This window comes from Vibrio diabolicus, from assembly GCF_011801455.1.
GTDB lineage: Bacteria > Pseudomonadota > Gammaproteobacteria > Enterobacterales > Vibrionaceae > Vibrio > Vibrio diabolicus.
Genome location: NZ_CP042451.1, coordinates 2,619,629 through 2,641,379, shown reverse-complemented (window position 1 = coordinate 2,641,379; position 21,751 = coordinate 2,619,629). Strand labels below are relative to the sequence as shown.

The 21,751-nt window shown below is 44.6% G+C and carries 19 protein-coding genes, 2 tRNA genes and 1 rRNA gene; 14 read left to right on the top strand and 8 right to left on the bottom strand.

Annotation, left to right across the window (positions count from 1 at the left end; translation table 11 throughout):
- Positions 1-7: 7 nt before the first annotated feature.
- The 6 genes from rrf (at position 8) to FR741_RS12515 (ending at position 2,508) form a co-directional block, all read left to right on the top strand.
- Positions 8-124: ribosomal RNA gene (rrf, locus tag FR741_RS12540) — 5S ribosomal RNA — on the top strand.
- A 46-nt stretch (positions 125-170) separates the two neighbouring features.
- Positions 171-247: transfer RNA gene (locus tag FR741_RS12535), tRNA-Asp, on the top strand.
- Between the two features lie 35 nt (positions 248-282).
- Positions 283-359: transfer RNA gene (locus FR741_RS12530), tRNA-Trp, on the top strand.
- 336 nt (positions 360-695) lie between these two features.
- The gene (locus FR741_RS12525; protein WP_005391613.1) at positions 696-1,028 is read left to right on the top strand and encodes a DUF1904 domain-containing protein; all 333 of its coding nucleotides are present in this window, start codon (positions 696-698) and stop codon (positions 1,026-1,028) included.
- Between the two features lie 12 nt (positions 1,029-1,040).
- Complete coding sequence (gene mepA, locus FR741_RS12520) at positions 1,041-1,877, top strand: penicillin-insensitive murein endopeptidase (RefSeq protein ID WP_006741905.1); 837 nt, start codon at positions 1,041-1,043, stop codon at positions 1,875-1,877.
- A gap of 322 nt (positions 1,878-2,199) precedes the next feature.
- On the top strand, positions 2,200-2,508 hold the full coding sequence (locus FR741_RS12515; RefSeq protein WP_005391608.1) for a hypothetical protein: 309 nt from the start codon (positions 2,200-2,202) through the stop codon (positions 2,506-2,508).
- A gap of 42 nt (positions 2,509-2,550) precedes the next feature.
- On the opposite strand, the gene FR741_RS12510 is transcribed toward FR741_RS12515, so the two are convergent.
- From FR741_RS12510 to rdgC, 3 genes are all read right to left on the bottom strand, one after another.
- The gene (locus tag FR741_RS12510; RefSeq protein ID WP_031780214.1) at positions 2,551-2,805 is read right to left on the bottom strand and encodes a YfhL family 4Fe-4S dicluster ferredoxin; all 255 of its coding nucleotides are present in this window, start codon (positions 2,803-2,805) and stop codon (positions 2,551-2,553) included.
- A gap of 2 nt (positions 2,806-2,807) precedes the next feature.
- Complete coding sequence (gene trhP / locus FR741_RS12505; protein WP_006741904.1) at positions 2,808-4,208, bottom strand: prephenate-dependent tRNA uridine(34) hydroxylase TrhP; 1,401 nt, start codon at positions 4,206-4,208, stop codon at positions 2,808-2,810.
- Between the two features lie 165 nt (positions 4,209-4,373).
- Positions 4,374-5,288 (bottom strand): recombination-associated protein RdgC, encoded by a 915-nt coding sequence (gene rdgC / locus FR741_RS12500; protein WP_005391604.1) that lies wholly within the window; start codon positions 5,286-5,288, stop codon positions 4,374-4,376.
- A 224-nt stretch (positions 5,289-5,512) separates the two neighbouring features.
- Between rdgC and phoB the strand changes: the two genes are divergently transcribed.
- Genes phoB through FR741_RS12485 form a run of 3 tightly spaced genes read left to right on the top strand, consistent with a single transcriptional unit; the run spans position 5,513 to position 8,500 of the window.
- Complete coding sequence (gene phoB / locus FR741_RS12495; protein ID WP_005381752.1) at positions 5,513-6,202, top strand: phosphate regulon transcriptional regulator PhoB; 690 nt, start codon at positions 5,513-5,515, stop codon at positions 6,200-6,202.
- Between the two features lie 40 nt (positions 6,203-6,242).
- Positions 6,243-7,541, top strand: coding sequence for a phosphate regulon sensor histidine kinase PhoR (gene phoR / locus FR741_RS12490; protein WP_005383667.1), 1,299 nt, complete (start codon positions 6,243-6,245; stop codon positions 7,539-7,541).
- Entirely contained in the window at positions 7,541-8,500 is a 960-nt protein-coding gene (locus tag FR741_RS12485; protein ID WP_047010201.1) for a PstS family phosphate ABC transporter substrate-binding protein, read from the top strand. Before phoR ends, FR741_RS12485 begins: the two co-directional genes overlap by 1 nt.
- Before the next feature lie 34 nt (positions 8,501-8,534).
- Here the strand turns inward: FR741_RS12485 and ppx are convergent, their stop codons facing one another.
- Both ppx and ppk1 read right to left on the bottom strand, forming a co-directional pair.
- Positions 8,535-10,040, bottom strand: a complete 1,506-nt coding sequence (gene ppx, locus FR741_RS12480; protein ID WP_167426867.1) for an exopolyphosphatase — start codon at positions 10,038-10,040, stop codon at positions 8,535-8,537.
- Entirely contained in the window at positions 10,024-12,114 is a 2,091-nt protein-coding gene (gene ppk1 / locus FR741_RS12475) for a polyphosphate kinase 1 (protein ID WP_005391598.1), read from the bottom strand. Before ppk1 ends, ppx begins: the two co-directional genes overlap by 17 nt.
- Before the next feature lie 207 nt (positions 12,115-12,321).
- Between ppk1 and FR741_RS12470 the strand changes: the two genes are divergently transcribed.
- The 4 genes from FR741_RS12470 to phoU are packed head-to-tail and all read left to right on the top strand — an operon-like array spanning position 12,322 to position 17,780.
- Entirely contained in the window at positions 12,322-14,526 is a 2,205-nt protein-coding gene (locus tag FR741_RS12470; protein ID WP_167426866.1) for an ABC transporter permease subunit, read from the top strand.
- Between the two features lie 30 nt (positions 14,527-14,556).
- Positions 14,557-16,230 carry a phosphate ABC transporter permease PstA gene (gene pstA, locus FR741_RS12465; protein ID WP_046874345.1) on the top strand — a complete coding sequence of 558 codons (1,674 nt, stop codon included), beginning with the start codon at positions 14,557-14,559 and terminating at the stop codon, positions 16,228-16,230.
- A 2-nt stretch (positions 16,231-16,232) separates the two neighbouring features.
- Positions 16,233-17,051: a phosphate ABC transporter ATP-binding protein PstB gene (pstB, locus tag FR741_RS12460; protein WP_005381745.1), complete on the top strand. Its 819-nt coding sequence runs from the start codon at positions 16,233-16,235 to the stop codon at positions 17,049-17,051.
- 30 nt (positions 17,052-17,081) lie between these two features.
- Positions 17,082-17,780: a phosphate signaling complex protein PhoU gene (phoU, locus tag FR741_RS12455; RefSeq protein ID WP_005381744.1), complete on the top strand. Its 699-nt coding sequence runs from the start codon at positions 17,082-17,084 to the stop codon at positions 17,778-17,780.
- A 62-nt stretch (positions 17,781-17,842) separates the two neighbouring features.
- Here phoU and ppk2 read toward each other — a convergent pair whose 3' ends face one another.
- From ppk2 to FR741_RS12440, 3 genes are all read right to left on the bottom strand, one after another.
- Positions 17,843-18,619: a polyphosphate kinase 2 gene (gene ppk2, locus FR741_RS12450; protein WP_167426865.1), complete on the bottom strand. Its 777-nt coding sequence runs from the start codon at positions 18,617-18,619 to the stop codon at positions 17,843-17,845.
- 70 nt (positions 18,620-18,689) lie between these two features.
- Positions 18,690-19,433 carry a copper homeostasis protein CutC gene (locus FR741_RS12445; protein ID WP_408646619.1) on the bottom strand — a complete coding sequence of 248 codons (744 nt, stop codon included), beginning with the start codon at positions 19,431-19,433 and terminating at the stop codon, positions 18,690-18,692.
- Between the two features lie 283 nt (positions 19,434-19,716).
- Positions 19,717-20,328, bottom strand: a complete 612-nt coding sequence (locus tag FR741_RS12440) for a peroxiredoxin C (protein WP_005381738.1) — start codon at positions 20,326-20,328, stop codon at positions 19,717-19,719.
- 199 nt (positions 20,329-20,527) lie between these two features.
- Here FR741_RS12440 and FR741_RS12435 point away from each other — a divergent pair, with 199 nt between their 5' ends.
- Positions 20,528-21,433 (top strand): hydrogen peroxide-inducible genes activator, encoded by a 906-nt coding sequence (locus FR741_RS12435; protein ID WP_005383681.1) that lies wholly within the window; start codon positions 20,528-20,530, stop codon positions 21,431-21,433.
- Positions 21,434-21,751: the final 318 nt, after the last annotated feature.

The following is a 21,751-nucleotide window of genomic DNA, read 5'->3' as shown; positions in this document are numbered from 1 at the left end:
GAATTTGCTTGGCGACCATAGCGTTTTGGACCCACCTGACTTCCATGCCGAACTCAGAAGTGAAACGAAATAGCGCCGATGGTAGTGTGGGGCTTCCCCATGTGAGAGTAGGACATCGCCAGGCTTTAAATTATGGACACTTGCTGATTACAAGCGAGTGATACCACTGCGGAGTGGTAGTTCAGTTGGTTAGAATACCGGCCTGTCACGCCGGGGGTCGCGGGTTCGAGTCCCGTCCACTCCGCCACTTATTTGAGAGTCGTCTCATTAAACACGAACTGCAGGGGTGTAGCTCCAATTGGCAGAGCAGCGGATTCCAAATCCGCGTGTTGGGAGTTCGAATCTCTCCACCCCTGCCATATATCAAGGCTCTGACTTAGGTCAGAGCCTTTTTCGTTTCTAGCGAATAGTTGTCGACATCTGATGCACATTGATCTTAAGAACATATTACATCGGTGACTTAAGCCATTCTATTTTCCATTGCAATAGATTGCGTCACTAAGCTTCGGTGTATCGTTTTACCCTTTCTTACTTCTCTTCATACTCCCATTACTCTTCGTTAGTGAGCTAGTTGATTTACTACTTGATCTATATGACGTGTATAGAAAAGGTTAGTGGTTACATTGGCTTGGATGATTACTGACTTGGTTCCTGTTATTATCATGAGTTAATGCTAATAATTAGGAAGTAAGTTTATGCCACATTTTCGATTCCGTGCTGTAGAGCCGCAAGCTGTTCAGGCACTATCAAAGCCTCTGACGGATGAACTTCAGCCTCTGATGGACTGTCCGCGTGAGGATTTTACTTTTGAGTATATCTACACTACGTTTTTCAATGAGGGTGAGGTGAGTGCTGCATATCCTTTTGTCGAAGTGCTTTGGTTTGACCGTGGTCAGGAAGTACAAGATAAAGTTGCTAAGCTTATTACACAGCAAGTTCGTGGTATTGCTGGTGCAGATATTGATGTTGCTGTTATCTTTTCAGCTTTATCTCCTAAAGCTTATTACGATAATGGCGAACACTACTAAAGGCTAAAAGCTATGAAGCTGAGTTTCATTGTATCTTTGGGTTTATGTTTCTCAGCTTCTGTATACTCTACTCCTTGGGAGTCTGTTGCTAACCCTACCCGAAACTCTTCTTCCTCTATTGGTAGTTATGCCAACGGTTGTTTGGATGGCGCATTACCTTTGCCTCTTGATGGCGTTGGTTATCAAGTTTTACGTAGTAAAACGAAACGCTACTATGGGCACCCTAAAACGATAGAGTTTATTGAAAACCTAGCGCTTCAAGCTCATCAAAATCTCAACACAACGCTGCTTATAGGTGATCTGTCTTTACCACGAGGAGGAAGGTTTTCTTCTGGCCATTCTAGTCACCAAACTGGGTTAGATATTGATATCTGGTTAAGACTCGCTGACCAACCGCTTTCTTATAACGAATTACAACTCCCTAAGCCAATGAGTGTGGTGGACTTAAAAGGGTATTCCATACTTAACCATCGTTGGGAAGATAGGCACTTTAGGCTGATTCGATATGCTGCACAGAGTGAGGATGTAGCACGAATTTTTGTACATCCTGTTATTAAGGAGCAGCTTTGCTCGCAAGAAGAAGGCAAAGAACGTTCTTGGTTACGTAAAGTTCGCCCTTGGTGGGGGCATCATTACCACTTCCACGTCAGGTTATCTTGTCCTGAGTCGAGTGGCTACTGTGTTGAACAAGCTCTGCCTCCCGCTGGTGATGGTTGCGGGGTAGAGCTTGCTAGTTGGGGACCGAAAGTTAAGCCTATCGATAAGCCTCCGTCTGCGAAAGTTATTACTAAGCCCAAGCGAAAAAAAGCGATTCCACCGCAATGCCAATCACTTATCTCTACTAACTAGAGTGACTCTACAGGTTTATATTCCCTTACGTATCTCTTTTATGAAACTGGAGAAACATCATACTTTTGTCTACAGTGAATAATACCAATACAAAAACTAACCTAATTAGTTTTGGTGACATAATATAGAAATCTAAATTAAACAAAGAGTTGTAGTATAGATAAGTCGTAACTTCTCTGTTTAGAAAGATCTTTCGTCACGATACTTTGGTTTCTTAGCAATATGTCTGTCAGTTGGCTAGCGAAGCAATAACAAGGCAGACAAGTGTGTGATGCAGGAATGGATACTTCTCCTGCTAGAAGAGTAAATCAAGGATAAAACCATGACTATGATTTGTGCAAAAGAATTTGCAGAGTGGTTAAGACACAGATTTAGCAGTGAAACGAAAGGGGTCTTATTGACTCGGGTTGATGTAAATCACCTGACAGGACGTCAGCGTCTTGATCCCGGATTTGTTAATGATGTGCATTACGAGCTGATGCAATATGGAATGGCTTTCGTTACGGACACGAGCCGAGAAAACTTTTATCTTGTGCCGGTTTCCCAAGCAGAAAATTGGCGAGATAGGTTAGAGTCTCATTTTGAAAAAGAGTTGTTTTGTAATATCTATCCTATTGAAAAGTCGGGTTAAAAAAAGGTTCAACTTTGTCTCCAAAGTTGAACCTACTTGTTCTTATGCCAACCCTTGAATAATCACGAACTTCTCCAGTAACTGCTCTTCTGTTTCTACATGATCCGGGTCTGTGATGATGCATTTTGTAATCGGACACACTGACTGACAGGTCGGCTTTTCGTAATGTCCCTTACACTCTGTACATAGAGCTGGGTCAATCTCGAAAATGCTTTCTCCCATGCTGATTGCCCCATTGGGGCATTCGGGATCGCACATGTCGCAGTTGATGCATTTGTCAGTAATGAGCAAGGCCATGATTACTTACCAGTCGGGTTACGGGTGTCCTGCCCTGAGTTCAAGTTACGCATCAATAGACCGTATTCTAAATCTAGATCTGCTGGTACTGGAATGAAGACGAAGTGACCATTCCCTTTGGCATCCTCAATAGACTCTGACTTACGGTTTTCCATCGCTTCTAGCGTGAAAACAACATTACCTTTTGGCGTCATTAGCTCAAGACTATCACCGACAAGGAATTTGTTTTTCACTTCTACTTCAGCCATATCACCACGACGTTTACCAGTGAACTCACCGACAAACTGTTGAGCATCAGAGACTGAGTAGCCGTAATCGTAATTTTGGTAGGTATCGTGAGTATGACGACGTAGGAAGCCTTCGGTATAGCCACGGTGAGCTAGGCTCTCTAGTGTACCCATTAGGCTTTCATCAAATGGTCGGCCTGCTACAGCGTCATCAATTGCTTTGCGGTAAACCTGTGCAGTACGAGCACAGTAATAGAATGATTTAGTACGACCTTCGATTTTCAGCGAGTGCACACCCATCTTAGTTAAGCGCTCAACATGCTGTACCGCACGTAGGTCTTTAGAGTTCATGATGTAAGTACCATGTTCATCTTCGTACGCTGCCATTTTTTCTTCTGGACGGTGCGCTTCAGAAAGTAGAACGACTTCATCCGTTGGTTTACCACGACCAATTGTGGTTTCAGGGCGTTCGTCTTGTACTTCGACAGGCTGTGCTTCAGATGGGTCAAACTTCTCTACAATATCACCAGCGTCGTTTTCTTTGCCTTCTTCCACTTTGTATTCCCAACGGCACGCGTTGGTGCAAGTGCCTTGGTTAGGATCACGTTTGTTTATGTAACCAGAAAGTAGGCAACGACCAGAATAAGCCATGCATAATGCACCGTGAACGAATACTTCAAGTTCAGTTTCAGGACAATGCTCACGAATTTCTTCGATTTCTTCTAGAGATAGCTCGCGAGAAACGATCACTCGTTCCACGCCATTCGCTGCCCAGAACTTAACAGTCGCCCAGTTTACAGCGTTTGCTTGTACAGAAAGGTGAATTGGCATTTCTGGGAAAGCTTCACGAACCATCATGATTAGGCCTGGATCTGACATGATCAATGCGTCAGGACCCATTTCTACGATTGGTTTAAGATCACGGATGAAGGTTTTTAGCTTCGAGTTGTGTGGTTGAATGTTACATACCACATAAAGCTTTTTGCCTAGAGCATGTGCTTCATCGATACCGATTTTTAGGTTTTCGTGGTTAAACTCATTGTTACGTACGCGGAGGCTGTAGCGAGGCTGGCCAGCGTAAACTGCATCTGCGCCGTAGGCGAATGCGTAACGCATGTTTTTCAGGCTTCCCGCAGGAGACAGTAGCTCAGGTACGAATGCTTTCTCAGTTGTCATTGCTCAATTCTCTTTTATCTGATCACAAGTCAGGCCAATTCCACCTAATGGAAATGGGGCGCAAATTTTACGTCAAAATGTGAACTGTGACTAGGGTAATTGTGCTTCAGATAGAAAAACGCCCTCAAAAAAAGTGAGGGCGTTATGGTTAACCTTTATACAATATTAAGCGTTGGGATTTGGTAAGCCGCCTAGCGCATCGTATAGGTTGGGTAGGAAAGCACTGAACTCCCCACACATCAGAGAGAAGTCTGCATCAAATCGAGCTGCTTGATCTTCACGTGGAATATCGTCATTTTGATCTTTCAATTCATCAGAGAATTTTAGACGCTTAATACCCGCATCTTCTGTCATGATGAATTCAATACGATCTTGCCAATTAAGTGCAAGCTTCGTTACGACTTTATCTGCTGCGATGTGGTTGCGGATTTCATCTGTGGTCAGCTCTTGCTTCTTACAACGAATCACGCCACCTTCTTCAAGCACGGATTTTAGCTCAGCTTCGTCCATCATGGTGATACCTTGAGGTGTGTCGCCCGTTTTCACCCACTCGGTTAGCGTTGTTTCAATCGCTACTTCTGGAATGGCAGGAACAACAGGTAAACTACCCATGGTTTTACGAAGTAGTGCTAATACGTCTTCCGCTTTTTTGTAGCTGCTTGCGTCAACAAGGATGAACCCTTCTTTTGGCATGATGAGCACGTGAGTGTGGCTGCTGCGGCTAAATGCGCGAGGCAGTAAATCCATTACGATGTCATCTTTCAGGTTGTCTTTCTCTTTCTTCTTCAGAGGACGACCTTCTTGCGCTTCCATTGCTTCTACTTTTGCATTCAATGACTCTTTGATCACTGAGGCAGGTAGCATTTTCTCTTCTTTCTTGGCGCAAATCAGAATGCGGTTTTCTGACACGTGAGTCATCATGTCGCCATGTCTACCCATTGCACTGACCCAGCCAAATTTCTGTTTATCTTGACTGCCACATGGGGTGAATCGGAATTCAGACAGTTGAGTTTCTAGTTGTTCGGCGTTGAAAGTAACCTCGCGGTTAACGCGGTATACCAGACAGTTTTTAAACCACATAAATCTTCTCTAGGCTTGATGACAAGGGACTAATCATAGGGAATTTTTGTGCTGATGTCTTAATAGAAATGAAAAATATCCGAATGAACCTCAAAAGAAAGTTATATGAAAATTTGTTTTCAAAGGTCACAAAAGTGTCATAATTGGTAGTGATAATGCTTATGCATAGAGAGGCGCTTTGTCTCTTAAATTCATTAGCTCAACGAACATAAGGTTACTCAATTATGTCTAGAAGGATTCTGGTTGTTGAAGACGAAGCTCCTATTCGCGAAATGCTGTGCTTCGTACTTGAGCAGAAAGGTTACCAAGCGGTAGAAGCGGAAGATTACGATACTGCAGTAACCAAACTGGCTGAACCCTTCCCTGATTTAGTTTTACTGGATTGGATGTTACCAGGAGGCAGCGGCATTAACTTCATCAAGCATATGAAGCGAGAGGAATTAACGCGCAACATTCCAGTTGTGATGCTTACCGCTCGTGGTGAAGAAGAAGATAAAGTGCGCGGTTTAGAAGTCGGTGCGGATGACTACATTACTAAGCCATTTTCTCCTAAAGAGTTGGTTGCCCGTTTAAAAGCGGTGATTCGTCGTGTAACCCCGACCGCACTGGAAGACGTAATTGATGTGCAGGGATTGAAGCTTGATCCTGTATCACACCGTGTCACGGCTAATGATGCACCATTAGATATGGGCCCAACAGAGTTTAAAATGCTACATTTTTTCATGACGCATCAAGAGCGTGTGTATAGCCGTGAGCAGCTATTAAATAATGTTTGGGGTACTAACGTGTATGTTGAAGATCGTACGGTCGATGTTCATATTCGCCGCCTGCGTAAAGCATTGGAAGCCGCAGGTCATGATAAGCTGATCCAAACTGTTCGTGGTGCTGGATACCGCTTCTCGACAAAAGCATAAATTAACACGCAGCTTATCGGTACCATTTCTGGAGTTATGAGTGGTTGAAAGATTAACGTGGAAAAAGCTGGCCTGGGAGCTGGCTTTTTTTTACACCCCATGGGTGATAGTAGGTTGGATATTCGGTTATATGCCGTGGTTGCTTTTGGCAGCTACGGCATTGCAGCTTGTGTGGCATTTGCATAACCAAGTACGTTTATCTTCTTGGTTATGGGATGAAAAGCGCCTCACGCCACCGTCTGGTAGCGGTAACTGGGAATCTTTGTTCAATGGCTTGTATCGCTTACAGCAGCGCCAACGTCGTAAACGCAAAGAGCTTACTAATCTCATTCGCCGATTCAGAAATGGTGCGGAATCGTTACCCGATGCCGTCGTGGTGTTCCGTGCTGAAGGCAATATCGTTTGGTGTAACAAACTGGCTCAACACTTATTGGGTTTCCATTGGCCGGAAGACTCTGGTCAACCTATCTCCAACCTCATCCGTACGCCTGACTTTATCAAGTACCTCAACAAGAAAGACTTCTCTGAGCCATTGGAAATGCGTTCACCACTCAATGTCGAACGCATGCTAGAACTACGTATCGTACCGTATACCGAAGGTGAACATTTGATGGTGGTGCGTGATGTTAGCCAGTTAAAACAACTTGAGGGAATGCGCCGTAATTTCTTTGCTAACGTTTCTCATGAACTGCGTACACCAATGACGGTGCTACAAGGTTATTTAGAGATGACAGAAGACCCTGACATGGTTGTGGGCCCAATGTGGAGCAAAGCGCATGGCGTCATGACGGAGCAGCTCAACCGCATGAACAGTTTGGTGAACCAATTACTGACGCTATCTAAAATTGAAGCGGCACCTATGCATGAGCTTGAAGAAGTCGTGAATGTACCTGCGATGCTTGAAGTGTTAGAAAAAGAGGCGGTTAGCCTTAGTGGAGACAACCAACATAAATTGAAATTTGATGTTGATGCTAGCCTACGCGTACTGGGCGATGATGACCAGTTACGCAGTGCTATCTCCAACCTTGTTTATAATGCTGTCAAATACACACCACCTGGTGCAAACATTAATGTTCGTTGGTTCCAGACATCTCAAGGCGCATGCTTAGAGGTGGAGGATAGTGGTGATGGTATAGAACCTCAGCACCTCCATCGACTTACTGAGCGTTTTTATCGCGTCGATAAAGCAAGATCACGCGATACCGGAGGGAGTGGGTTAGGGTTGGCCATTGTAAAACACGCGCTGAGCCACCATGACTCTCATTTAGAAATTCACAGTGAAGTAGGTGTGGGCAGTAAGTTTTCTTTCGTATTGCCTGAGCGTTTGGTGGTGAAATAATGGCGTTACGATTGGCAAAAACATTCAGTTTATTCGCGCTTGTTTGTTCCTGTATGGCTGCCGCTCAAGATAAACCATTGCCGAATTATCATAAAACGACTGGGATTGTTGGGAACTTGCTCTCTGTCGGCTCCGATACGCTTGCGGGCATGACGACACTTTGGGTTGAAGAGTTTAAATCCATTTACCCGAATATTAATGCGCAAGTCCAAGCGTCTGGCTCTTCTACTGCTCCCCCTGCATTGACCGAACAAACTGCTCAGTTTGGTCCCATGAGCCGTCCTATGCGTTTAAGAGAGGTTGAAGCGTTTGAACGTGAACATGGTTACAAGCCAACGGCGCTTAGGGTGGCCATCGATGCTATCGGTATTTTTGTCCATCAAGACAATCCAATTCAAGGGCTCAACTTTAGTCAGTTAGATGCTTTGTTTTCTGCAACTCTGCGCTGTGGTGAAAGTCAATTTGTCACAAACTGGCAGCAACTCGGTCTTGAATCACAGTGGGCAAAGCGAAACGTACAGTTGTTTGGTCGTAACTCCGTTTCTGGAACTTATGGTTACTTCAAAAGCAATGCCTTGTGTGGCGGCGATTTCAAGACCCGAGTAAACGAGCAGCCAGGCTCCGCGTCAGTTGTGCAAGCTGTAGCGTCAACCATCAGTGGAATTGGTTATTCTGGTGTCGGTTATCGAGTGGCAGGTGTACGCTTAGTTCCTGTGGCAAAAATGGGAAATGACTACGTGACGCCAACGCGAGAACATATTGTTAGTGGTAAGTACCCACTATCACGTTACTTATATGTTTATGTGAATAAGCACCCGGATTACCCATTAACACCAATAGAAGCCGAGTTTATTCGCTTTATTTTCTCCGCTCAGGGGCAAGCGTTGGTTGAGAAAGATGGCTATGTACCCATTACAGCAGATTTTGCAGAAGAAGAATTAAAAAAAGTCGGCCTATAAGCCGACTTTTTATTTAGGCGTGAACAGTGCGAGATTAGAAAGTGAGTGTCCACTTCGCGCTGCTCCATCGTTCTTGTTCTTCCTGTAAATCAGCATGAAGCAATTTGTTGCTTTCTAGCCATGCTTTATCTGTGCACGTAAGAATCCATTCATCATTTTTGATGGATAAAGTGATGTCAGGCAATGGATCTTCGTTACGCTGTCCATTTAATACGATAGAAAGTCTTAATATTTTGATGAGGCTTATCACGTCACTTTGTTTGTAGAGGTTGAAATCTGGCAGTTCTTGCAGTTTGAGCGCTTTGCGTTGGAAGCGGGCTAATGTTGCGAGCACTAATTGCTGTTCACGGTTGAAGCCTTGTAGAGTGGAATGCAACAGAATATAGAAAGAGTGGCGATGGAAGCTACGTAAGTTGATACTTAATCCGACTTCATGAAGCAACGCTGCCCATTCTAGTAAGTCAAATAACTCACTCTTTTTCTTAATGCCTAGTTCAGAGCGCACCTGACATAACATCTCACGTGCATGGCCTTTAACACGAGCAGCATGCTCTAAGTCAACCCGGTGTTTGTTGGCTAAATTTTCAGTTGTGCGCATACGTATATCGGAGCGCGCAAAACGCTCTTCCATTTCGTACAACAGACCTTCGCGCAGAGCACCATCGGAGAAAAACATCTGCTCAATGCGAAGTGCTTTGAAAATGGCGGACAAAATCGCCACGCCTGCCGCGAATACGGGCTTACGTTCTTCTGTTAAACCTGTCAGTTCAATCTCTTCAATTGAATCAAAATTACACAGAGTTTCAATAAGCGTGTCCAGTCTCTTCGCGGTGATCAGGCCATCTTCAAAACCTAATCCTACTAGCACTTCTTGAATCGCTTTGATGGTTCCTGATGAGCCGAGCGCGATATCCCAGCCTTTTTTACGGTATGCTGAAGCGATGGACTCGAGTTTTTGCTCGGCGGCTAACATCGCTTTATTGAAGTTTTTCCCAGACAGTTTGCCGTTTTTAAAATATTGCTCTGTAAAGCTGACGCATCCCATCTGTTTACTGTTGAGAAGCTCAGGTTCAAACTCTTGTCCAATGATCATTTCGGTACTGCCGCCGCCAATATCAACGACCAACTTGGAGTTTGACTCTACTTGAGTGTGAGCGACACCTAAGTAAATCAAGCGGGCTTCTTCTTCCCCTGGGATGATTTCTATTGGGAAGGGCATCACTTCTTTCGCACGCTCAATGAATAGATGAGCATTTTTAGCGCGTCTTAGTGTGTGTGTCGCGGCGATACGCACATTCGACTCATCAAGCCCTTGCAGTCTCTCTGCGAACATGGCTAAGCACTCTAACGCACGTTCCATCGCGGAATGACTTAAGTTCAATTCACTGTCGAGTCCTGATGCTAAGCGAACACGCTGTTTATGACGGCTAACCAGTTGTAAGTCACTGCCTACAACCTTGGCCACTACCATGTGGAAACTGTTTGAGCCGAGGTCTATCGCGGCAATGTAGCGAGTATCTTGTTCAAGTATTTGAGGCATCTGAATTTTGTTTTCTAGTTTGCTTTTCTATATTTTTAAGATAGTCATAGATAGCGATTTGAGAACGAACTTTTTTGCGATTACCTCGTGGTACGTAAGCGTTGCTCATTTCCTTATCTATAAAACGAGCCTTTACTGTATCGGTAAAATGGATATTCGTTATATCAATAATTCTCTGTTTCAAACGTGGATCACGGACTGGCGCCGCCACCTCAATGCGGTGATCGATATTTCTTGTCATCCAGTCAGCAGAAGAGATATAGACTTGCGGATCGCCATCGTTATGGGTAATCACCACGCGTGGGTGTTCCAAAAAGCGGTCAACAATACTGATGATGCGAATATTGTCGCTGATCCCCTCAATGCCCGGTACTAAGGAGCACATGCCGCGAATGATCATATTTATTTTCACTCCCGCCGTACTTGCTCCATACAGCTTATTGACGATGCCTTTATCGACTAGGTTATTGACCTTGATCGTAAGAGCGGCTTTCTTTCCTAGCTTGGCATTCGCAATTTCATTATCGATCAGGCGGTAGATTTGGGTACGAGAATTACGTGGAGATACCATGAGGTGATTGAACTTCACTGGGCGATATGGATTCTCAATATAACCGAAGACATTACGAACTTCGTTAGTGATTTCTTGATCTGCGGTAAGGAGAGAGAAGTCGGTATAAATTCGTGCCGTCTTCTCATGGAAGTTGCCTGTGCCGATGTGCGCGTAGCGAATAATTTCTTCACCTTCACGGCGACTGATCATCAGTAGCTTTGAGTGAATCTTAAGGCCAGGCGCCCCGAAGATGACGTGCACACCAGCTTCGGTCAACACTTTTGACCATTCGATATTGGCTTCTTCATCAAAGCGAGCCTGCAGCTCCACGACCACGGTGACGTTTTTGCCGTTGTGCACCGCATCAATTAACGAGTTCATCAAGCGAGAATCTTTCGCGACACGGTAAATGTTAATCTTGATACTAAGTACTTTTGGATCGAAGGAGGCCTGGCGTACCAACTCACTAATGTGGTCAAAAGTGTGGTAGGGGTAATAGAGCAGAATATCTTTCGCTTTAATCGCGTCAAAGCTGTTAGCGTAACCTTCGAAATCGGCGCATTTCATTGGCGGAAGCGGTTTATTTTCAAGGTACTCTCGCCCAACATTTGGAAACGCAATGAAGTCTTTAAAATTGTGATAGCGGCCGCCGGGGATAAGGTTATCGTAATTAGAGATATTGAGCTTGTTACAAAGAAACTCTAGCATTTGGGGCGGCATATCACGTTCGTAGACGAAGCGAACGGGCTTTGCTGTCAGTCGCTGATTGACACCTTCAGACATTTGTTCGAGCAAGCTGTATTCGATTTCGTTGCGTAAATCGTATTCGGCGTCACGCGTCATTTTCATCGCATAGCCGCTAAGCTCATCATAATCAAAAAAGCCTTTGAACAGCTCATCCAAACAGTGGCGGATAATATTATCAAGTAAGATGATGGTTTTTCGACGCTTTCCTTTCTGTTCTGGTACCATCACAAAGCGGGGAAGGTGATCGGTCGGAATTTCGATCAGAGCGTACTGGTAATGCTCTTCTTTACGCAGTTCTACGGCGATGTAAGCGTACTCGTCTTTGAGAAATTGCAGAACATCGATCTCGTCTTTCATTAGCAGAGGAGTGATATGCGGCATGACCTCTCTACGGAAGTATTTCGCGATCCACTTTTGTTGCGATTCATCCAGTTGTTGTTCGTTGACCAAGAAAATGCGACGTCGCGCCATTTCTCGAATCAATTCGCTGTAAAGCTCATCAAATTGTTCGTTAAGCTTGAGTGCTTTCGACTGCATTTTGGTTAACAGTCGTTTAGGGCTATCGCTGCCACCACGCTCTTGGCTGATTAGGATTCTGCGCTTCACGTCCGCAAAGCGTACTTTGTAAAATTCATCTAAATTGTTGGAAAAGATCCCAAGAAAGCGAATACGTTCGATCAAAGGGACGGTTTTATCGGCAGCTTCTTGTAATACTCGTTCGTTGAAAGACAACCAACTAAGTTCTTTTTCTATATATAGTTTTTCTGCGCTCATAACCTTACCTAGCCAAAAGTGAAGTAATACGTACTCATCTTGGAAAAATGGATGAGTGAGAACATTATGAGATTTTCATTACAGATTTATTTCATACCACGCATTGCATAAGAGTTGTATTCTTTTCAGGTGTTTAATGTGATCTGTAATATAATTGTCATCTTAACGACATATTCTAGTACTAAGTCAAAAAAGGTAGAGATTTAAATGGCACAAGCCGAGTTTTCATTGCAGGAAAAAGATAAGAAACGACTGATAAAAGATCGTTTAGTTCGACTTGCAGTGACATCCGGTGGTGTCGGCGTACTCGCGGCGCTTATTTTGATCTTTGTCTACCTCGCCATGGTGATCATTCCGCTTTTTTCTGATGCGGAGATCAAAACCAACCAAGCAATTCGAGCCACTCATATTGAAACACCACTGGCGATTTCGGTGGATGATTACGCTCAGCTCGCGTTCGTTCTAACCCAAAGTGGTGAGATTCAATATTTGTCGATGGACGATCCTACGAAGCCTGCGGTGTATAAACAGCAAATCGTCCAGGAACCCGTCGCTTTCTCTCAATCTGCTCCTGGACTAGGTTGGTATGGGTTTGTTGATGGGCAGGGTAAAGCGCACCTTTTCAAGCCTGAATTTAATGCCACGTTGAGAGAAAATACACGTCCTCCGGAAGTGATTGAGTTAGACACCAGCATGGATCTGACGCTGAGTACGCCTCAAGATCCTGTGACTCAGTTTGTGTTTGCAGCTTCAACGCCGTTACCAACAATTGTTTGGCAGACACAAAGCGGTGAAGTGAAGGCTCGCTGGCAAGCGGCTTCGTCTTTGGGTACGCCTCTGACAACGATCGATTTTACGTTCTCTTCAGGCTTTGATGCACCTCAGAAAATGTTATTGACACCTGATGGTGAAACGCTTTATTTGCTCGATGGCTCTGAGTTGATCGTGTTAAAGAAAACCGCACGTAAATTTGCTGTGCGAGAGGTGGTCGATCTCACTCAAGGTGATAAGAAGCATTCCGTTCGTACGATAGATTTATTGGCTGGTGCTTACTCGCTGTTGGTGACGCACAACGATGGTCGGGTGTCGCAATGGTTTGATACGCTGCAAGAAGAAAAGCGCACGTTAACGCATATTCGTGATTTTAAATTGGCATCAGAGCTTAAGTATTTGTTGCCGGATTCTCATCGAAAAGGATTTTATAGCTTTTACACCAACGGCACGTTGCAAAGCCATTATACAACCAGTGAAAAACTGGTGTTGTTTAAGCGTGCGTACAATCAAGCGCCCGCAATCGCAGCAATGTCTAACAATGAACGCTACTTAATCACTTGGCAAAATAATGAGTTAAATGTTGCGGAAGTGGACAATGCCTATCCGGAAATTTCATTGTCCTCATTATGGCAAGAAGTGTGGTACGAAGGGTATCCTGAGCCTGAATATGTGTGGCAATCGACTTCGGCGAGCGATAACTTTGAGGCTAAGTTCAGCCTAGTACCTATTGCGTTTGGGACGATAAAAGCGGCGATGTTTGCGATGCTGTTTTCAGTACCGCTCGCAGTGCTAGGTGCTATTTATACGGCTTACTTTATGTCGCCACGCATGCGTCGTGTCGTAAAACCGTCGATTGAGCTAATGGAAGCACTGCCGACGGTGATCATAGGTTTCCTAGCGGGATTGTGGTTCGCGCCTATTGTCGAAGATCACCTGATTACGATCGTCGTCATGCTGTTTGTTTTGCCCTTGAGCACCATGATTATGGGTGGGCTATGGGCATTAATACCGCAACCTTTGCGGAATCGTCTGCCTAATGGTTGGCATGCTTTAGTGCTCATGCCTGTCATATTGGTACTGATTGGGCTTGGCGTGTGGATTTCGCCTACGATTGAGCAGACGTTCTTTGGTGGCGATATGCGCTTATTCTTAACCGAGCATGGTATTGGCTACGATCAACGCAATGCATTGGTGGTGGGGTTAGCGATGGGGTTTGCTGTTATCCCGACGATTTTTACCATCGCCGAAGATGCCATTTTCTCTGTACCGAAGCATTTATCGGATGGCTCTTTGGCATTAGGGGCCACGCCTTGGCAAACTTTAATCTATGTTGTCTTGCTTACCGCAAGCCCAGGTATTTTTTCTGCCATTATGATGGGCCTGGGACGCGCTGTTGGTGAAACCATGATTGTGTTAATGGCAACGGGCAATACGCCATTAATGGATTGGAATATTTTGGAAGGATTGCGCAGCCTGTCGGCGACCATCGCCGTTGAGTTGCCAGAGTCGGAAGTTGGAAGTTCGCATTATCGCCTGCTGTTCCTAGCTGCATTGATTTTGTTTGTATTTACGTTTGCAGTAAACGCGCTTGCGGAGTGGGTTCGTCAGAGACTGAGAGACAAGTACCGTGCGTTGTAATAATGGTTTGAATAAAGAGCGAGTAATGACGTGTTAAATTGGATTCGTTCTGGCGCACCGTGGATATGGCTAACAGGCGGTGCAGTCAGCATCAGTTTGTTGTCGGTATTAGGGTTGTTACTCCTTATCGGCTGGAAAGGCCTGACTTACTTTTGGCCAGCGCCCTTGTATCAGTGGAATGTTGCAGCGCTGACTCCTGTGCAAGGCGAAGTGCTACATGAAAATACTATTCTGATTGGCCAAGTGTATGAGCGCAGCTTTGTACCGAAGAGTTATCTGCCTGAAAGCGCAGCACAGCAGTTAGAAGACGATGAAGACTTTGCCACGCGACTCAGTATCAAAATCGCTAACCGAGAGTTGTATCCCGCCGATTTTATCTCCGTATTGCAAATGCAGTTGGATGAGCCCACGACGCCAAAAGAGTGGGCTGTGATCGAGCGCAGCAGCGGCGGTTACTTTTTTGGTAAGCTGGTGGCGTTTCAGGATGGAGACAACTTATACACCAACGATATTCAATCCGTCTTGAACAAAAAACTGGATGATGCAGAAACTCTGCGCCATGAGATTGACTCTTTGGTTGTCGATCAGCTTAAAGAGCTTGGTTGGAAGCTAGAGCAGTTGCGATTAGAAAAGCGCAAGCATGAGTTGAATGACACGCTGACAGAAAGCTTCTTAAAGGAAAACCAGACGAAAAAAGAGCGGATAGAGAAAGCTCTGGCGACGTTAGATTTACAGCTTGATGGCTTACGATTACAGCTTTCTGGCTATGCCCTGATTGTCGAGGATATGACGGGCTCACAAGTATCGATTCCGCTCGAAGACATTTTGGACTACTGGTACCCAAACCAAATGTCACTGCCTGATAAAGTCATGCACTGGGGGAAGCAGGTTTGGAAGTTTTTATCTGAAGATCCAAGAGAGTCGAACTCTGAAGGAGGCGTGTTCCCTGCGATATTTGGTACGGTTTTCTTAGTACTTATCATGTCGATCATTGTGATGCCACTTGGGGTGATCGCCGCTATCTATCTACATGAATATGCTAAGAATAACGCTCTAACCAGGGTTATTCGTATTGCGGTTATAAACCTAGCGGGTGTTCCATCGATTGTTTATGGCGTATTTGGTTTAGGCTTCTTTGTTTATACGATTGGTGCCTCTATCGATAACGTATTCTATGCGGAGAAGCTACCGGCACCAACCTTTGGTACTCCGGGTTTGTTGTGGTCTGCACTAACTCTTGCCGTGTTGACGCTTCCAGTTGTGATTGTGACAACAGAAGAAGGTTTAACTCGTATTCCGAGTTCAGTACGACATGGTTCTCTGGCGCTTGGTGCAACTCAGTTCGAAACACTATGGCGTGTGGTTTTGCCTATGGCGACGCCAGCTATTATCACAGGGCTGATCCTTGCGATTGCGCGTGCAGCTGGCGAAGTAGCGCCACTGATGCTGGTGGGGGTCGTGAAATTGGCATCCAGTTTACCGGTTGACGGGCAATTCCCTTATGTGCATTTGGATAGAAAGTTCATGCATTTAGGTTTTCACATTTACGATGTTGGCTTTCAAACCTCCAACATCGAAGCTGCGCGACCATTAGTTTATGCTACCTCTTTCTTACTCGTGACAGTGATTGTCGGGCTAAACTTAACAGCAATCAGTATTCGCAATAATTTACGAGAAAAATACAGAACGTTAGGACAAGATTAAGTATGTTTAATTTTGATAGTACATTAGGTTATGAGCCACCATTGGACGTTCATAATTTAACGGATGAACAAACAGCAATCTCAATCGAGAACCTTAATCTGTTCTATGGTCAAACTCAGGCGCTGCATGATATTTCGATGCGAATTCCCAAAGGGCGAGTCACCGCTTTTATCGGTCCTTCAGGGTGTGGAAAGTCGACGTTATTACGTTGCATCAATCGCATGAACGACTTAGTGGAAGGGTGTCGAGTCACAGGTAAAGTGCGTCTACATGGCAAGAATGTTTATCATCCCAATGTCGATGTTGCGACACTTCGACGCCGAGTGGGGATGGTGTTTCAAAGACCCAATCCATTTCCTAAGTCTATTTATGAAAATGTAGTTTATGGCTTACGCTTACAAGGTGTAAAAAACAGCCGCAGTTTAGATGACGCAGTGGAGCGATCCTTGCGCTCGGCGGCGTTGTGGGATGAGGTAAAAGACCGCTTGCATGAGAACGCATTTGGCTTATCTGGTGGTCAGCAACAGCGCTTGGTCATTGCGCGCGCGGTGGCGATTGAGCCGGAAGTCCTGTTATTGGATGAGCCAACATCAGCGTTGGATCCAATCTCAACTTTAACTATTGAAGAGCTTATCAATGAGCTGAAGACTCAATATACTGTCGTTATCGTTACCCATAACATGCAGCAAGCGGCGCGAGTGAGTGATCACACCGCATTCATTCATATGGGTAAGTTAATTGAATACTCTGACGCGGACTCGATCTTCACCTCGCCAATGAAGAAACAGACCGAAGATTACATTACGGGTCGATACGGTTAAGTCGCGACTCTATACGGAATAAGGAACATCATGCACTTTGGACGTCATATTTCAGGACAATTTAACGTAGAGCTAGAATCGATTCGTACTCATGTATTAACCATGGGTGGCTTGGTAGAACAGCAGCTTTCGTATGCTATTCAAGCCTTGCATAAAGAAGACATCGAACTGGCGCGTAAGGTTGTGCGTGACGATCATAAAGTGAATGCGATGGAAGTCTCGATCGATGACGCCTGCACACGCATTATTGCTAAGCGTCAGCCAACGGCAAAAGACTTGCGCTTAATCATGGCTATCATCAAAACGATCACTGATTTAGAACGTATCGGTGACGTGGCGACACGCATTGCTTACGTTGCCATTGAAAGCCCATCATCAAAAGAACGACAGTTCCAAGTGTCGTTAGAGCCTCTCTGCCGTCAGGCAATTAATATGCTGCATCAGGTTTTGGATGCGTTTGCCCGCATGGATGTAGAAGCGGCAGCAGAGGTGCACAAACAAGATGACAAACTAGACGCCGAGTATGAAGCGGTGATTCGTCAGTTGATGACCTACATGATGGAAGATCCAAAAAATATCCCCAATATTCTGCAAGTGATGTGGTCTGCACGCGCGATTGAACGCGTGGGGGACCGTTGCCAGAACATCTGTGAATACATTATTTACTTCGTGAAAGGGAAAGATGTACGCCATCTAGGTGATCAAAGCATTGATGACGTACTGAAGTAACTGATTTCAATAAATAGACCAGCTTTTAGGCTGGTCTATTTATTAGGGAGAGGGAAAGTACATCAATATTTATCGGGCACGAAGGTCTGATCATCAATGGGCGCTCTGACATAACCTTCTTTATTGAGATCGGGTAATTCAATCGGTGGGTACTCAAGTGCTTTGTAATCAATCTGGCTAAGTAAATGACTGATGCAGTTCAAGCGCGCTTTCTTTTTCGAGTCAGAGGGGACGACCCACCAAGGGCAGTTTTTCGTGTCTGTATAGGCAAACATCTTATCTTTTGCTTCCGAATACTCCGCCCAGCGATGACGTGACTCCAAATCCATTGGGCTGAATTTCCAACGTTTGATCGGCGTATTAATTCGACCTAGAAAACGTTTTTCCTGCTCTTCGTCTGAAACCGAAAACCAATACTTAATCAGAATAATCCCTGAGCGTTGCAACATTCTTTCGAATTCAGGACAAGAGCGTAAAAACTCTTCGTATTCATCAGGCGTACAGAACCCCATGACTTTTTCGACACCTGCTCGGTTATACCAACTTCGGTCAAATAACACGATTTCACCAGCAGATGGCAAATGAGCGACGTAACGTTGGAAGTACCATTGCGTTTTTTCTTTTTCTGTCGGTGCAGGCAGAGCTACCACGCGACAAACACGCGGGTTTAGCTTTTCTGTGATGCGTTTAATCACCCCGCCTTTGCCCGCAGCATCACGGCCTTCAAACAGAACCACCACTTTTAACCCTTTGTGTTTGACCCACTCTTGAAGTTTTACGAGCTCAACTTGAAGGTTTTTGAGCTCCTTTTCGTATTCCTTTTTCTTCAATTTAGACATACACCTTTCCTCACTCCTTGATAAACAATATGTTAGCACTCAAAAGCTATGCGTGTGAGGTTACGGTCGTCTATTTGAGAGCTGCTACGACATCGGTAATGGCTTGTGTACTTGTGATGGGGATTAAGAAATCATCGACATCAGTTGCGCCCATTTTGCTTTGTTCAGCAATAAAGTTCATATTACTAGGTCGAGTCGTTTTCCCTGACAAATGGATTTCAGGAACCTGAGTGTCTTCTACTAATGCACGTACGTTACTCGCATTAACGCCAGCACCCGCCATGATTGCAATGCGTCCTTGGGCTTGTTCAACAAGAGATTTAAGTACTTTCTGGCCTGCTGGCGCAGAAGGTGCGAGCCCTGAAGTGAGAATGCGTTCGCAGCCCAAACTGATGACCTCTTCCAATGCTGATTGAGCGTTTCTACATTGATCAAAAGCACGATGGAACGTTATGCCCAGCCCTAATTCCTGTGCGAATTCGCACAGTGCTGTTGCAAAGGGCATGTGAATATCCCCCTCTTGAGTGAGTACACCTAAAACCACACCATCCAAGCCCGATTGGTGAGCCGCTTCAATATCCCACCGCATCATTTCGATCTCTTCTTCATTGTAGAAGAAGTCACCTTGGCGTGGGCGGATCATGGCATAAACTGGAACACTAGAAAGCTTAGCCGCTTGCTGCATAAAGCCATAACTGGGTGTTAGTCCGCCTAAAGCCAAAGAGGAGCAAAGCTCAATCCGAGTGGCGCCGCCAGCAATGGCGTAGTGCAGAGATTCAATATTATCGATACAGACTTCTAGGTGAGTAACCACGTTCATTTATCCTGCTAACGTTACAAATAAGTGTTGTGGCTAAGATATTAACAGGGCCAGTAAGCAGAATCTGTATGGAGGGCATGAGAAATAGAGGTAAAGTTTACGCTGCAGCGTTACCTCATTTTGGCGGTTTATCTGAAGGTAAAAGAAAGCCCAGAGCATTTGCTCTGGGCTTTGATAGGACTTTACTTAGACTGATTGGCGTTTGCGGTTTTCCGCATTAGCTTTTTGCTTTATATACATCCAACCATCACACCCGTTGAGCTAGGGTGAAGGTCTATTATTTTTTGCCTAGGTCAGCTGCGTGCTCAGATAGGAACGCTGCAACACCTTTTGGAGATGCGTCCATACCTGCTTTACCTTCTTCCCATTGTGCAGGACATACTTCGCCGTGCTTCTGGTGGAAGTTAAGAGCGTCAACCATGCGTAGCATTTCGTCGATGTTACGGCCTAGTGGTAGGTCGTTAACTACTTGGTGACGTACAACGCCTTCTTCGTCGATTAGGAAAGAACCACGGAAAGCAACGCCTGCTTCTGGGTGCTCAACGTCGTAAGCTTTACAGATTTCGTGCTTAACGTCAGCAACTAGTGGGTACTTAACTTGACCGATACCGCCATCTTCGATAGCAGTGTTACGCCATGCGTTGTGAGAGAACTGAGAATCGATAGAAACACCGATTACTTCAACACCTTTAGCTTGGAAATCAGCTAGACGGTTGTCGAATGCGATTAGCTCAGATGGGCAAACGAAAGTGAAATCTAGTGGGTAGAAGAATACTACTGCTTTCTTACCTTTAGTGAACTCTGCAAAGTTGAAGTTTTCAACGATTTCACCGTTACCTAGAACAGCTGCTGCAGTAAAATCAGGGGCTTGACGACCTACTAGTACCATTTTTTTGCTCCTAAAAAGTATGGTTAGTTCCAAACCGAATTCAGTTGTGTCGGTTTGGTCCGTGTTTGTACGAGACAAACTATAGTACAGATTGTAGTATTGAAAAAAGCGAAATAAATAGATTGAGTTAATCGAAAAAAACGATAATAGCAAAACTCTTAACTCGATCACTGGAACAGCGGTAGATACAAATACAATTATGAATAAATGGCCCAGTTTGAAGCAGTTGCACTACTTAGTCACACTGCATGAAACAAGACATTTTAGTGACGCTGCAGAGCGTTGTTTTGTCAGTCAGTCGACTTTAAGTAAAGGTATTCAAAACTTAGAGGAATTGATTGGTTGTCCATTATATGAAAAGAAAGACAAGAAAAGTCCACTGGTTTTTACCCAAACAGGAGAAATGGTAGTAAAGCAGGGGCGAGAACTGTTAGCAAAAGGGCAAGATTTGGTCGAGCTTGGACGTATGTGCCAAGGCGACGATATGCAAGGCCAGCTAAAAGTGGGATGCATACCAACAATTGCTCCGTTTTTACTGTGTGATTTGGTGCAAGAGGTTAACTACCGTTTCCCACAACTGAATCTTTTATTAAGAGAAGACACGACAACAAACTTACTTCAAGCGCTTAGACACGGTGAGCTGGATGTACTCATTTTAGCGTTGCCAGTCGAAATTGACGGTATGGAAAGCCGAGTGGTGGGTAAGGATCCGTTTCGAATGGTTATTAGTGCGAATCAAGCCCAATCGGTGCCTGTGCCGATTCGTTACGCAGATTTACCTGACGAATCCGTCTTTTTATTAGAGAAAGAGCATTGCTTAACGGAACACGCGGTATCTGCGTGTAAATTAACAGATAAAGAAAAAATTAATCCGTTTACAGCAACCAGCCTTCATACTTTGGTGCAAATGGTTGCGAATGGTTTGGGAACGACGTTCATTCCTCAAATGGCTATCGACCACGGCCTGCTGCATAACCAGAATTTAGTCGTGATCGATCCCCCAGGAAAGCAAGCCTATCGCGAAATTGGCTTAGTTTGGCGTCCGAGTTCATCAAGAACGAAAACATTTAATCAGCTTGCAGAAGTCGTTTCCGAACTGCTTTAGCTATTAGTATTAGCCTCTACATCTCCATTATTTATCTAAAAGCGCACTGAAAACAGTGCGCTTTCTAGTATTTTATTCTGTCGGTGAACTTTGACTTGTAAAATTTTACAGCTCTTCTTTGATGAAGCTTTCATAAAATAGTGAAATTTCACAATGTTAATTTTACACAAAACCTTGTATGTCTTGTTTGACCCTTGTTTGAATCCACCTTGCCAGCCCTTGTGAATACAAGGCGTTTGTTTACCAGTCTATATTCATACACTCGTTTGAAATGATAAATCTACCTTAAAATTAATGTAATTTAATTACGTAATAAAT